13 protein-coding genes are annotated in these 13,118 nt (G+C 69.6%); all 13 read left to right on the forward strand.

The window, feature by feature from the left end; genetic code table 11:
* Positions 1–90: 90 nt before the first annotated feature.
* The 13 genes from dacB to panC all read left to right on the forward strand — a co-directional run bounded on the left by dacB (position 91) and on the right by panC (position 13,098).
* On the forward strand, positions 91–1,434 hold the full coding sequence (dacB, locus tag RBB84_RS23345) for a D-alanyl-D-alanine carboxypeptidase/D-alanyl-D-alanine-endopeptidase (RefSeq protein WP_019290202.1): 1,344 nt from the start codon (positions 91–93) through the stop codon (positions 1,432–1,434).
* On the forward strand, positions 1,431–2,480 hold the full coding sequence (locus RBB84_RS23350) for a zinc-dependent metalloprotease (RefSeq protein ID WP_033096982.1): 1,050 nt from the start codon (positions 1,431–1,433) through the stop codon (positions 2,478–2,480). The genes dacB and RBB84_RS23350 overlap by 4 nt, the downstream gene beginning before the upstream one ends.
* Positions 2,456–3,505, forward strand: coding sequence for a tRNA lysidine(34) synthetase TilS (gene tilS, locus RBB84_RS23355; protein WP_064256737.1), 1,050 nt, complete (start codon positions 2,456–2,458; stop codon positions 3,503–3,505). Before RBB84_RS23350 ends, tilS begins: the two co-directional genes overlap by 25 nt.
* A 12-nt stretch (positions 3,506–3,517) precedes the next feature.
* Complete coding sequence (gene hpt, locus RBB84_RS23360) at positions 3,518–4,072, forward strand: hypoxanthine phosphoribosyltransferase (RefSeq protein ID WP_006550520.1); 555 nt, start codon at positions 3,518–3,520, stop codon at positions 4,070–4,072.
* Between the two features lie 251 nt (positions 4,073–4,323).
* Positions 4,324–6,882, forward strand: a complete 2,559-nt coding sequence (gene ftsH / locus RBB84_RS23365) for an ATP-dependent zinc metalloprotease FtsH (RefSeq protein ID WP_064256738.1) — start codon at positions 4,324–4,326, stop codon at positions 6,880–6,882.
* 100 nt (positions 6,883–6,982) lie between these two features.
* A complete protein-coding gene (folE, locus tag RBB84_RS23370; protein ID WP_231912058.1) occupies positions 6,983–7,618 on the forward strand; it encodes a GTP cyclohydrolase I FolE in 636 nt (211 codons plus the stop codon).
* Positions 7,619–7,650: 32 nt separating this feature from the next.
* A complete protein-coding gene (folP, locus tag RBB84_RS23375; RefSeq protein WP_197481870.1) occupies positions 7,651–8,472 on the forward strand; it encodes a dihydropteroate synthase in 822 nt (273 codons plus the stop codon).
* Positions 8,469–8,849: a dihydroneopterin aldolase gene (gene folB, locus RBB84_RS23380; protein ID WP_064256740.1), complete on the forward strand. Its 381-nt coding sequence runs from the start codon at positions 8,469–8,471 to the stop codon at positions 8,847–8,849. The genes folP and folB overlap by 4 nt, the downstream gene beginning before the upstream one ends.
* On the forward strand, positions 8,849–9,391 hold the full coding sequence (folK, locus tag RBB84_RS23385) for a 2-amino-4-hydroxy-6-hydroxymethyldihydropteridine diphosphokinase (RefSeq protein ID WP_024102841.1): 543 nt from the start codon (positions 8,849–8,851) through the stop codon (positions 9,389–9,391). The genes folB and folK overlap by 1 nt, the downstream gene beginning before the upstream one ends.
* The gene (locus RBB84_RS23390; protein ID WP_019290198.1) at positions 9,385–9,861 is read left to right on the forward strand and encodes a DUF3180 domain-containing protein; all 477 of its coding nucleotides are present in this window, start codon (positions 9,385–9,387) and stop codon (positions 9,859–9,861) included. Before folK ends, RBB84_RS23390 begins: the two co-directional genes overlap by 7 nt.
* Before the next feature lie 74 nt (positions 9,862–9,935).
* Positions 9,936–11,072 (forward strand): DUF6779 domain-containing protein, encoded by a 1,137-nt coding sequence (locus tag RBB84_RS23395; RefSeq protein ID WP_231912056.1) that lies wholly within the window; start codon positions 9,936–9,938, stop codon positions 11,070–11,072.
* A gap of 159 nt (positions 11,073–11,231) precedes the next feature.
* Positions 11,232–12,167 carry a DUF2520 domain-containing protein gene (locus RBB84_RS23400; RefSeq protein WP_024102843.1) on the forward strand — a complete coding sequence of 312 codons (936 nt, stop codon included), beginning with the start codon at positions 11,232–11,234 and terminating at the stop codon, positions 12,165–12,167.
* Positions 12,160–13,098 carry a pantoate--beta-alanine ligase gene (panC, locus tag RBB84_RS23405; protein WP_006550511.1) on the forward strand — a complete coding sequence of 313 codons (939 nt, stop codon included), beginning with the start codon at positions 12,160–12,162 and terminating at the stop codon, positions 13,096–13,098. Before RBB84_RS23400 ends, panC begins: the two co-directional genes overlap by 8 nt.
* Positions 13,099–13,118 lie beyond the last annotated feature (20 nt).

Consider the following 13,118-nt stretch of genomic DNA (forward strand, 5'->3'; position numbering starts at 1 on the left):
CCAGTGTGTGCAGGATGCAGCGGAGGCGTGTTGACGGGGCAGGGCGGCAACAAGAAGCAGGGTTCACTGGCAACCAGGCGACGACGGAACATGAAGATCCTCTTCGGGATCTGGGGAGCGGGTTTCCTCGCTCTCGTCGTGGGCGGAGCCTTCGCGATCTACGACGTGCGGGCGTCCGCCGGCGCGGTCGTGCTCCCCGCACCGGCACCGGTGATCGCGACCCCCGCGGTCGCCGCGGTCTCGCCCGACGCTCCGACGCCCGACCCGACCTCGCTGGCGGCGGCACTCGACCAGGCGGTGAACAATCCCGGCCTCGGTGACTTCGCCGGGTCGATCACCGACCCCACGACCGGCACGGTGCTGTGGTCGAAGGACGCCGATCGCGCGCTGATCCCGGCCTCCACCACGAAGATCCTCACCGCCGCGGCCGCCATGCTCGTGCTGCCCTCCGATCATCGGATCACCACGCGTGTCGTCGAGGGTTCGAAGCCGGGGGAGATCGTCCTCATCGCGGGTGGCGACCCCACCCTCTCGGCGATGCCGCCCGGCGAGGAGAGCTTCTACCCCGGTGGTCCCCGCATCGCCGACCTCGCCGAACAGATCCGGCGCAGCGGCACGACGGTCGAGACGGTCCTCGTCGACACGAGTCTGTACAGCGGGGATCCGCTCGCGCCGGGCTGGTTTCCCCAGGACGTCGGCGACGGTTACGTCGCACCCATCGAACCGGTGATGCTCGACGGCGCCCGGTCGAACCCACTCGAGGACGAATCGCCTCGCAGCGCTACGCCCGCCCTGGACGCCGGTCGTGCACTGGCGACGGCGCTCGGTGCCGACCCCGCGCGGGTAGCGCTCGGATCCGCCTCACCCGGTGCGGCGCCCATGGCGTCGGTCCAGTCGGCGCCACTCACTGTGCGTCTCGGTCAGATGCTGCGCCGATCCGACAACGTCCTCGCGGAGACCATCGGACGGGAGGTCGCCGTCGCGACGGGCAACGAGCACTCGTTCGAGGGCACGACGAAGGCGGTGACCGGTACCCTGCAGCAAGCGGGTCTGGACGTCACCGGTGTGACGTTGCGCGACGTCAGCGGGCTCTCGGTCGAGAACCGGATCCCCGCTCGCACGCTCGATCGCGTGATCTCCGAGGCGGCCGGACCGAACAGGACGGAGCTGCGGCCCATGCTCGACTATCTTCCCGTCGCCGGAGCGACCGGCACGCTCGCCGACCGCTACGGCACCACGACCCGTGCCGGAGCCGGATGGGTGCGGGCGAAGACCGGCACTCTGACCGAGGTCAACGGACTCACGGGATACACCGTCGACTCCGACGGCCGCGTGCTGTCGTTCGCTCTGCTGTCCAACGGCCGGTCCCCGAGCGAGGCTCGGCCCGCCCTCGACGCCGTGGCGTCGGTACTGCGTGAGTGCGGTTGCCGATGACCGGCAAGGAGCGGGCACTCGGCGACGCGATCGACTGGTCGTTCGCGGCCGGGGTCGGCGTGCGCCTCACCCGCTCCGAACCCGCGATGTCGCGGTACACCCGCGATGCGGTGCAGGACGAGTTGTTCTCGGCCGCCGCGCGCGCCGAGGGACCGGTGCGCGAGCACACGCGTCTCGACGACGGAACCGAGCCGCCGCCCGCGCAGGTCGTCGACCGGCCGGGCTGGGTACGTGCGGCCGCGGCGTCGATGGCCGACCTCACCGCGACCTCGGGCGAGGATCCGGCAGGCTCCTCCCTCCGCTGGGTGGGCAAACCGGCGGGCGCGCAGGCCGGCGCGATGCTCGCCTACCTGTCGTCCGCGGTGCTCGGACAGTACGACCCGTTCTCCCGTTCGCTGCTGCTCGTCGCGCCCAACGTCGTCGCGGTCGAACGCGCCCTGAAGGTGCCGCCCGCCGACTTCCGGCTGTGGGTGTGCCTGCACGAGGTGACCCACCGCGTGCAGTTCGCACAGGCACCGTGGATGGCCGAGCTGATGCGCGAGGCCGCCGCCGACCTCGCCACCGCGGTCGACGAACCGATGGGCGACGTCGCGACCCGCGTGGTGTCGGCGGTGAAGGACCTGCGCACTCCCGGCGACAAGGCGATGTCGGAGCGGGGCATGCTCGGTGTCGTGCGGGCGCTGCAGGCACAGTCTCAGCGCGAGTCGTTCGATCGGATCCTCGCGCTCGGAACGCTGCTCGAAGGCCACGCCGATCATGTGATGGACGGTGTCGGCCCGGCCGTGGTCCCGTCGGTCGCGCGGATCCGGCGGGCGTTCGACAACCGGCGGCACCGCAACAGCAGCCCGGTGCATCGCCTCATCCGGCTCGTCCTCGGCATGGACGCCAAGATGGCCCAGTACGTGCACGGCAAGAAGTTCGTCGACGCCGTCGTTGCGAAGGTCGGCACGGACGACTTCAACGCCGTGTGGTCCGGTCCGGACGCCCTGCCCACCCTGACGGAGATCGACCATCCCGATGCGTGGATCGCGCGGGTGCTGAGCTGATCGTGGCTTCACCGTCCAACGATCGTCCGCTGCTGCCCGAAGCCCCGGCGATCCACGAGGTGCGCCTCGCCGTGCGGGCCTGGCTGGGCGCGCACCCGGCCGACGCGGTGACCGTCGCGTTGTCGGGCGGGGCCGATTCCGCCGCCCTGACCGCCGCCGCCGTCGCGGAGACCGAGGCGGTGCACGCCGTCGTCGTCGATCATCGCCTCCAGTCCGGTTCCGAGGTCGTCGCCGCGCGGGCCGCGGAGTTCGCCCGGGCCCGCGGCTGCGCGACCGTCATGGTGGTCGGTGTGGACGTCACCGGTGGGGGAGGCCTCGAGGCCGCCGCGCGCGTGGCCCGCTACCGGGCGCTCGACGAGAACCGCGACGACCGGACCGTGTTGCTCGGGCACACCCTCGACGACCAGGCCGAGACGGTGCTGCTCGGTCTCGGCCGCGGATCGGGGCTGCGTTCGATCCGCGGGATGGCACTCTTCGACCCGCCGTGGGGCCGGCCGCTGCTCGGCGTGCGCCGCGACACGACCCGCCGGGCGTGCGACGAACTCGGCTACCGCCCGTACGAGGATCCGCACAACACCGACGACCGGTTCACGCGGGTGCGTCTGCGCCGTGAGGTACTGCCGCTGCTCGAGGACGTGCTCGGTGGGGGCGTCGCCGAAGCCCTCGCGCGCACGGCCGGGCAACTGCAGGACGACGGCCACGCCCTCGATGTCTGGGCCGGCGACCTGCTCGCGACAGCGCGGCGCGAGGACGACCTGCTCGACACCGACACTCTCGCGGCGGCTCCCGCCGCAGTACGACGCAGAGCCCTCCGATCGTGGCTGATCGATCACACCGTCACGCCGAACGAGACGATGCTGCGGACGGTCGACGATCTGGTAGCGGCGTGGCGCGGACAGGGCCCGGTCGCGGTCGGACGGGGCCCGCGGACGGGGACGAGGTTGGTGGTGTCGCGTCGGCGTGGCACGCTTGCCGTGGAGTACGTCGACCGGGCGAAGGTCCGGGCGACCGGCAGCAGAAGGTAGGGAAGGACCCCGGTGTACGAGAACGACATAGCGTCGGTGCTGATCTCCGAAGAACAGATCAAGGAGCGGACCGCAGAGCTGGCGCAGTCGGTCGCCGAGCGTTACCCGGTGGGTGCGCCGGAAGGCGATCTGCTGCTCATCGGGGTGCTCAAGGGCGCCATCTTCTTCATGACCGACTTCGCGCGCGCTCTGCCGATCCCGACGCAGATGGAGTTCATGGCCGTAAGTTCGTACGGGTCGTCGACCTCGTCCTCGGGTGTCGTGCGCATCCTCAAGGACCTCGACAAGGACATCGCCGGTCGCAACGTCCTCATCGTCGAGGACATCATCGACTCGGGTCTGACGCTGTCGTGGCTGCTCAAGAACCTCTCGACGCGCAACCCCGCGTCGCTCGAGGTCGTCACGCTGCTCCGCAAGCCGGAGGCCGTGAAGATCGACGTCGAGGTCAAGGACGTCGGATTCGACATCCCGGACGAGTTCGTCGTCGGCTACGGACTCGACTACGACGAGCGCTACCGCGACCTGCCCTACATCGGCACGCTGGATCCCAAGGTCTACAGCAGCTGACCTCCGGTCGAGCCGCGTCGTGAGGTCCCCGGCTCGGGGAACTCCGGTTCCGTCCCGATCGTTGTCGATTACGACGTCTTCCCGGTGTCGGCTCCGGCCGGTGCCGGGGCGACCGCTCGTTGCTACGCGGTAACCTTGCGTTGCTTGGTCAGTGACCGTCGCGGCGTGCGGCCACCCCGGGCGCGAAGCGCCGCGACTGCGAGACCCCGACGAACTCGATCGAAAGGACCGGCCGCTCGGGCCGAACCTGTATGAACCGCAAGACAGTGTTCCGTAATCTGGCGATCGTCGCCGGCATTCTGCTGGTGATCTACGCCTTCAGTTACTTCGGCGACGACACGCGCGGTTTCACCCAGGTGGACACGTCCGTCGCGGTGTCCCAACTCGAATCGCAGAACGTCAGCGAAGCCCGCATCGACGACCGCGAACAGCAGGTGCGTCTGTGGCTCGAGAACGGCAACGACGCGACCGAGGGCAGCACCGAGATCATCGCGAAGTACCCCGCGTCGGCCTCCGAACAGATCTTCGACCTGGTCGCCGCGTCGGGCGCGCAGAAGTACGACACGAGCGTCACCCAGGAGAGCTGGCTGACCTCGATCCTCATCTTCGTCCTGCCGATGATCATCCTGCTCGGCGTGTTCTTCTTCGTGATGAGCCGCATGCAGGGCGGTGGTCGCGGCGGCATGATGGGCTTCGGCAAGTCGAAGGCCAAGCAGCTGTCGAAGGACATGCCCAAGACGACCTTCGCCGATGTCGCCGGCGCCAACGAGGCCGTCGAGGAGCTCTACGAGATCAAGGACTTCCTGCAGAACCCGGCGCGCTACCAAGCGCTCGGCGCGAAGATCCCCAAGGGCGTACTGCTCTACGGTCCTCCCGGCACCGGTAAGACCCTCCTCGCGCGTGCCGTCGCCGGCGAGGCGGGCGTCCCGTTCTTCACGATCTCCGGTTCGGACTTCGTCGAGATGTTCGTCGGTGTCGGCGCCTCCCGCGTGCGCGATCTGTTCGAGCAGGCCAAGCAGAGCGCTCCCTGCATCATCTTCGTCGATGAGATCGACGCGGTCGGCCGCCAGCGCGGCGCCGGCCTCGGCGGTGGTCACGACGAGCGTGAGCAGACCCTCAACCAGCTGCTCGTCGAGATGGACGGCTTCGGCGACCGCTCCGGCATCATCGTGATGGCCGCGACGAACCGCCCCGACATCCTCGACCCGGCACTGCTGCGTCCCGGCCGTTTCGACCGTCAGATCCCGGTGACGAACCCCGACCTCGCCGGTCGCCGGGCGATCCTCGCCGTGCACTCGAAGGGCAAGCCGATCGATCCCAACGCGGATCTCGGTGCGCTCGCCAAGCGCACGGTGGGCATGTCCGGTGCCGACCTCGCGAACGTCGTCAACGAGGCCGCGCTGCTTACCGCCCGTGAGAACGGCACGGTGATCACCGAGGCGATCCTCGAGGAATCGGTCGACCGTGTCATCGGCGGTCCCCGCCGCAAGAGCCGCATCATCAGCGAGCACGAGAAGAAGATCACGGCCTACCACGAGGGTGGTCACACCCTCGCCGCGTGGGCGATGCCCGACATCGAGCCGGTTTACAAGGTCACCATCCTCGCCCGCGGCCGCACCGGCGGTCACGCGATGACGGTGCCCGAGGACGACAAGGGCCTGATGACGCGTTCGGAGATGATCGCGCGCCTCGTCATGGCGATGGGCGGTCGTGCCGCGGAGGAACTCGTCTTCCGCGAGCCCACCACCGGCGCCTCGTCCGACATCGACCAGGCCACGAAGATCGCGCGCGCGATGGTCACCGAGTACGGCATGAGCGCGAAGCTCGGCGCCGTCCGCTACGGCCAGGAGCAGGGCGACCCCTTCCTCGGCCGGTCGATGGGTGTGCAGTCCGACTACTCGCACGAAGTGGCACGCGAGATCGACGAGGAGGTCCGCAACCTCATCGAGGCCGCGCACACCGAGGCGTGGGCGATCCTCAACGAGTACCGCGACGCCCTCGACGTGTTGGCGGGCGAGCTGCTCGAGCACGAGACGCTGACCCGCAAGGATCTCGACCGGATCCTGGCCGACGTGAAGAAGCGTCCGCGGATCACGACCTTCAACGATTTCGGTGATCGGGTCCCGTCCGACAAGCCGCCGATCAAGACGCCCGCCGAGCTCGCGGCCGAGCGTGGCGAGCCGTGGCCGCCGGAACCGCCGTCGCTGACGAAGCCGGCGCATCAGCACCCGCAGTATCCGGGCCAGGGCGAGGCGCCCGCTCCCGCCGGCTACCAGCCCGGCGCGCAGCCGCAGTACCAGCCGGCGAACGGCTACCCCCAGCCCCAACAGCAGTCGAAACCCCAACAGCAGTCGCAGCCGGTCCCGGCCTCCGAGCCGCTTCCGGGCTTCCAGCCGACGGCTCCGTATCCGGGTGGTCCGCGGCACGCGACGCGTCCGGACTACGGTGCTCCCGCCGGATGGTCGGCTCCCGGCTGGCCGCCGCGCGAGCAGACCCCGCAGGAACAGCAGGGTCACGGGCCGCAGGGCCCCGGACAGCCTCAGGGATACGGATATCCGCAGGGCCCTCAGGGGCAGAACCCCCAGAGCTACGGACAGCCCAGCTACGGACAACAGGCCCAGGAAACGCAGAGTTTCGGGCGTCCGCAGGAGCCGCAGGACGCCGACCGTCCGTCGGACTCCGGCGAAGACGGTGCGGCAGATGCGCACCGTGGTGAGAACCACGTGGGAGACTCGCAACCGCGCGATGGTTACGGCGCTCCCGAACCCCCTCCCACACAGCGATGGGAAGGCCCGGCCGGCCGGCACTGATCCGTGTCGGTGAGTCGGTACGGGGCGCGCATCGGGGCCGTCGGTTCCGATGGAGACGAGTGAGTGAAGAGTGGAGGGCGAGCGGGTGTCGGTGAACCACCTGAAGTCGGATACGGGTTCCGACCCGGAGGATGTGACGACCCACGAATTGAGCGTGGACGCGGGTCGTACATTCGACCAGGCCCGAGCCGAAGCGGCCGTGCGTGAACTGCTGATCGCGGTGGGTGAGGATCCGGACCGCGAGGGCCTGCGCGACACTCCCGCCCGGGTGGCTCGTGCCTACCGCGAGGTGTTCGGGGGACTGTTCACCGACCCGGACGAGGTCCTCGACACGACCTTCGACGAAGGTCATCAGGAACTCGTCCTCGTGCGAGACATCCCGATGTACTCGACGTGCGAACACCACCTCGTGTCGTTCCACGGCGTCGCCCACGTCGGATACATCCCGGGCCCCACGGGCCGCGTCACGGGTCTGTCGAAGCTGGCGCGTGTCGTCGACCTCTACGCCAAGCGTCCGCAGGTCCAGGAACGCCTCACCAGCCAGATCGCCGACGCCATGATGCGCAAGCTGCAGCCGCGCGGCGTGATCGTCGTGGTCGAGGCGGAGCACCTGTGCATGGCGATGCGCGGCATCCGCAAGCCCGGTGCCAGCACCACCACCTCCGCCGTGCGCGGGCTGTTCCAGACCAGTTCGGCGTCGCGTGCCGAGGCCCTGGACCTGATCCTGCGCCGGTGACCGTCTTCCCCGCCGAACAGTGGCCTGTCGTGATGGGCGTACTGAACGTCACCAGTGATTCCTTCTCCGACGGCGGTCGCTATCTGGACTGCGAGACCGCGATAGCCCGCGGCTTCGAGCTGCGCGAGCTCGGCGTCGACATCGTCGACGTGGGTGGCGAGTCCACCCGGCCCGGGGCCGTGCGCGTCGACCCGGAGGTCGAGGCGTCCCGCGTGGCGCCGGTCATCGCCGCTCTGGCGGAGGCAGGCATCCCCACGAGCGTCGACACGATGCGCGCCTCGGTCGCCGAGGCGGCCGTGGAGGCCGGGGTGACCATGATCAACGACGTCTCGGGTGGGCGCGCCGACGCCGACATGGCCGCGGTGGTCGCCGAGGCCGGGGTGCCGTGGATCCTCATGCACTGGCGTCCCCTCGGCGAGTTCGTCCACGCGGGCGGTTCGACGCACTACGAGGACGTCGTCCGCGAGGTCCGCGAGGAGCTGCTCACGCAGGTCGACATCGCGGTGGCCGCAGGCGTGGACTCCGACAAGATCGTGCTCGATCCCGGTTTGGGTTTCGTGAAGGAACCCGACCACAACTGGCAGTTGCTGCAGCGCCTGCCCGAACTCACCGAACTGGGTTTCCCGGTGCTCATCGGGGCGTCCCGGAAGCGATTCCTCGGATCGCTGCTCGCGGCGCCCGACGGCACGGTCCGCCCGCCCGCGGGTCGTGAGGTCGCCACGGCGGTCGTCTCGGCGCTCGCCGCCACACACGGCGCATGGGGCGTACGCGTCCACGACGTGCAGGCATCCCGCGACGCGCTCGCGGTGGTGCGTGCCTGGCAGCGCGGCAGCGCGGAAGGAGTGCACGCGTGAGCGACCGCATCGAACTACGGGGACTGACGGTCCGCGGCAACCACGGCGTCTTCGAGCACGAGAAGCGGGACGGTCAGGACTTCGTCGTCGACATCGTCGTGTGGCTCGATCTCGCGCCGGCTGCGGCATCCGACGAGCTGGCCGACACGCTGCACTACGGCGAACTCGCCGAGCGAGCCGCGGCGATCATCGCCGGTCCGGGCCGCGATCTCATCGAGACGGTCGCGGGGGAGATCGCCGACGAGGTGCTCACCGACCCGCGTGTCGCCCGGGTGGAGGTCACGCTCCACAAGCCGTCGGCGCCGATCCCGCTGACCTTCGGCGACGTCACCGTGGTGATCGACCGCTCCCGCAGCGATGCGACGGGGAGCGCCTGATGAGTCGTGCCGTGCTGTCCATCGGATCGAACATCGGCGACCGGCTCGCGCACCTGCGGTCGGTCGTCGACGCATTGGGCGAGCGGGCCGTCGCCGTCTCGGCGGTGTACTCGACGGCACCGTGGGGCGGCGTCGAACAGGAGGATTTCCTGAACGCGGTCGTCGTCGCGGAGGATGCCGCCTTCGGTCCGCGCGACTGGCTGCGGTTCGGCCAGGAACTCGAGGAGGCCGCCGAACGCGTCCGGATCCAGCGCTGGGGTCCGCGCAGCCTCGACGTCGACGTCGTGACCTGCGTCAGCGGCGAGGGTGAGGTGCGCAGCGACGATCGGGAACTGATCCTGCCGCACCCGCGCGCACACCAGCGGGCGTTCGTGCTCGTCCCGTGGCTCGACGTCGAACCCGAGGCCGTGCTCACCGCCGAGGGCCGGCGGCTGGGCATCGGCGACTGGCTAGACGAACTCGACGCCGCCGAACGGGAAGGTGTGCACCGCACCGACCTGGCGCTGGCCGGGCCGAAGACCCAGGGACACGCCGAGTGCTGAAACAGACCCGGATCCGAGATCTGCTGGCGCTGGCCGTGCTGGCAGCGATCGTCGCGTGGTTGCTCGTCCGCACAATGTACGGTTCGCTGCCGCCCATCCCCGTCTACGCGGGAGCCTCGCTGTATCCCGTCGCGGTCATCGAGGTGATCCTGGCGTTCATGATCCGGTCGCGGGTCGGCAAGCACGAGATCGGTGAGGGCCCCGGCAGGTTGCATCCCATCACCGCCGCCCGCGCGGTCGCGCTCGCCAAGGCGTCCGCACTGGTGGGTGCCGCGAGCGCCGGAGTGTGGGCCGGTTTCCTGCTGTATCTCGTACCGCAACGCGGCGTCGTGCAGGCCGCCACCGACGACACGTCGGGGGTGCTCGTCGGAGCCCTCGCCGGCATAGCGCTGGCGGCGGCCGCGTTGTGGCTCGAATACTGTTGCCGGACACCGGAAGACCCCGACGAACCGAACGAACCGGCGCTCTGACATCGGATTTCGGGGTGGGGAAGGGCGTGTCGTCCGGCTCCGATCCGAGGACCCACCCAAGTACCCTGATGGTCATGGCAACCTCGGCGCGACCAGACAGGAATCGCCGTCCGTGGCGCAGTACCGGCTCGATGATCGTGGCCGGTCTGCTCGCTCTGGCGATGATCGCCTCGCTGCTGTTGATCTTCAGTGAGAGCGTGCAATTGCTGCGTGTCGCGGTGGTCGTCGCCCTGTGGGCTGCCACTGTCGGAGCCATCGCGATGAACAAGTACCGCCGGGAATCGGCGCTCGATCGGGCGAAGGCCGACGACCTGAAGACGGTCTACGAACTGCAGTTGCAACGGGAGATCGCGGCGCGGCGCGAGTACGAGCTGACCGTCGAGGAGAAGGTCCGTGCCGATCTGAAGCTCGACGCCGGGGAGATGGCGGCCCTGCGCACCGAGCTGGCCACCCTGCGCCGCACGCTCGAGATGTTGTTCGACGGCCGGCTCCCCGACGATGTCGTCGCCCTCGAGGGCCAGGCGGAGAAGCTGCGTGGACTGAGCGAGGCGGCGCGGGTGTCCGCTCCGCGTCCGTCGGGACCGGCCTTCGCCTCTCCCGACGACGAGCCGGTCACCGCGGAGACCGAGTCGGTCGAGGCGGCCATGCGGGCGGCGGAGGCGTCGGAGAAGACGTCCGCGAAGGGTGATGTCGAAGAACCGCGTGCCGAGAAACAGGCGAAGGTTGATTCTGCGACGGGGAAGTCCGCTACCGGGAAGGTCACGGTCGAGAAGGCGACGGCTGGAAAAGCGGCCGTAGGACCGGACGTCGAGGACGCCGAGATCGAGGACGCGGAAGTCGAGGATCAGAAGGTCGGACACACGAAGACAGGGGACCCGAAGACCGAGGACCCGAAGACCGGGGACGCGAAGGTCGCGAGCGCCGAGAAGGCGGCGGACGGGAAGCCGGAGCCGCAGAAGCCCGGCAAGCACGAGTCCGGATCCGATCCCGACCCGCAAACGGACGCAGACGGGGCCGGAGCGAAGACGAAGGGCGATGACCCCGCGGAGGGGAAGGACACCGCCGCGAAGGCCGCTGGAGCTGCGGAAACGACCCAGGAGGACGACGAGGACGACCACGAATCGTCCGGACGTCGCTCCCGGCGCCGTCGCGCCGACGGTGAGGGCCGGACGGTTGCGGAGATCCTCGCGTCGTTGTCGGCCGAGCGCTGATCGCGGGGCGATCGCGCGGCAGGTCGCACCCGCCCCACCTCGGACGATGAGGCGCAGATCACTCGGCCCGACCGTGGCGAGCCCCGGAAAACGCGCGCTATTGTCGAGCGGAACGTCCGGTACCCGCTGAGCGGGACTGGAACGAACGAGAGGACTCCCGTGAATTCCTTCGGGATCACCAACGCACCCGCGCCTGCGCGCCTGTCGGTAGGAATCGTGTCCGCCGGACGGGTCGGCACTGCACTCGGCGCAGCTTTCGAACGCGTTGGTCATGTCGTCGTGGCCTGCTCGGCCGTCTCCGACGTCTCGCGGCACCGTGCCGCCACGCGCCTGCCGGATTCGCAGATCCTGCCGGTCGACGAGGTTGCCGGCCGCTGCAATCTCCTTCTTCTCGCCGTTCCCGACACCGAACTGTCGTCCCTGGTCAAGGGCCTCGCAGCCACCGGTTCGGTCGCCGCCGGCACGATCGTCGTCCACGTCTCCGGTGCTCACGGCACCGCGATCCTCGAGCCGCTGACCGAGCAGGGCGCCGTGCCGCTCGCGATCCATCCCGCGATGACCTTCACCGGCCACGACGAGGACATCGACCGGCTCTCCTCCGCGTGCTTCGGCATCACGGCCGCCGACGAGATCGGCTACGCCATCGCGCAGTCCCTCGTCCTCGAGATCGGCGGCGAGCCGGTCCGCGTCCCCGAGTCCATGCGCATGACCTACCACGCTGCGCTCGCGCACGGCAGCAACCACCTGGTCACGCTGGTCGCCGACGCCGTCGAGGCACTGCGCAGCGCCCTGCAGGGGGAGGAGCTGCTCGGCCAGCAACTCGTCGACGACGCCCCCGGTGGAGTCGCCGAACGGGTGTTGCAGCCGTTGCTCTCCGCAGCGCTCGACAACGTGCTGCGGCGCGGGCCCTCGGCCCTCACCGGGCCGGTCGCGCGCGGCGATGCCGACGCCGTGGCCGCGCACCTGCGTGCGCTCGAGGCCGTCGACCCGCTGATCGCCGCCGGGTACCGCGCGCTGTCGCTGCGATCGGCGCAACGGACCGGGTCGAAGCCGGAACTGATGGCAATTCTCGAAGGAGCTGAATACGGTGAGTGAAGCAGGACAGCGCGGATACGTGCGAGGTGAACTGACCGTTCACCACGATCCCGCAGGCCTGACCAAGGTCACCCGGGCTCTGCGCGGCGTCGGCCGCACCGTCGCACTCGTACCGACGATGGGTGCGCTGCACACCGGTCACCTCGAACTCGTGCGCCAGGCCAAGCTCACCGGGGCCGTCGTGGTCGTGTCGATCTTCGTCAACCCGCTGCAGTTCGGGAAGAACGAAGATCTCGACGCCTACCCGCGCACTCTCGACGCCGACTTCGAACTGCTCCGCGAAGCGGGCGTCGAACTCGCCTTCGTGCCGACGGTCTCGGCGATGTACCCGCAGGGCCCGCGCACCACGATCCACCCGGGTCCACTCGGGTCGGAGCTCGAAGGTGCTGCGCGTCCCGGTCATTTCGCGGGCATGCTGACGGTCGTCGCGAAGCTGTTCAACATCGTCGGTCCCAACACGGCGTTCTTCGGTGAGAAGGACTACCAGCAGCTCACCCTGATCCGTCAGATGGTCGCCGACCTGAATCTCGACATCCGCATCCTCGGCGTTCCCACCGTGCGCGAACAGGACGGGCTCGCGCTGTCCTCCCGCAACCGCTATCTCGACCCCGAGCAGCGCGAGATCGCGACCACGCTGTCTGCGGCGCTCGTCGCCGGCGCACACGCCGCAGCGGGCGGAGCCGAGGCGATCTTGTCCACGGCACGCGACGTGCTCGCGCAGAGTCCGCAGATCGAGGTGGACTATCTCGAGGTGCGCGGCGCCGATCTGGGGCCGGCACCCGAACGCGGCGACGGCCGACTGCTCGTCGCCGCACGACTCGGCTCCACACGCCTCATCGACAACGTCGGGGTCGCCGTCGGCACCGGCTTCCTCGAACGAGCCACCGGTCCGGTGGATCCCGACGCCGAAGACAACCTGACGAACCGCTGACCCACCGATCGAATTTGGAA

This window comes from Rhodococcus sp. D-6, assembly GCF_040256695.1.
Lineage (GTDB): Bacteria > Actinomycetota > Actinomycetes > Mycobacteriales > Mycobacteriaceae > Rhodococcus > Rhodococcus pyridinivorans.

What these genes read in the sequence shown, in the direction of transcription:
- folK (WP_024102841.1), top strand. Translation starts at nt 8,849, where the DNA reads ATGAGTCGTGCCGTGCTGTCCATCGGATCGAACATCGGCGACCGGCTC.
- RBB84_RS23395 (WP_231912056.1), top strand. Translation starts at nt 9,936, where the DNA reads ATGGCAACCTCGGCGCGACCAGACAGGAATCGCCGTCCGTGGCGCAGT.
- RBB84_RS23350 (WP_033096982.1), top strand. Translation starts at nt 1,431, where the DNA reads ATGACCGGCAAGGAGCGGGCACTCGGCGACGCGATCGACTGGTCGTTC.
- folP (WP_197481870.1), top strand. Translation starts at nt 7,651, where the DNA reads ATGGGCGTACTGAACGTCACCAGTGATTCCTTCTCCGACGGCGGTCGC.
- ftsH (WP_064256738.1), top strand. Translation starts at nt 4,324, where the DNA reads ATGAACCGCAAGACAGTGTTCCGTAATCTGGCGATCGTCGCCGGCATT.
- dacB (WP_019290202.1), top strand. Translation starts at nt 91, where the DNA reads ATGAAGATCCTCTTCGGGATCTGGGGAGCGGGTTTCCTCGCTCTCGTC.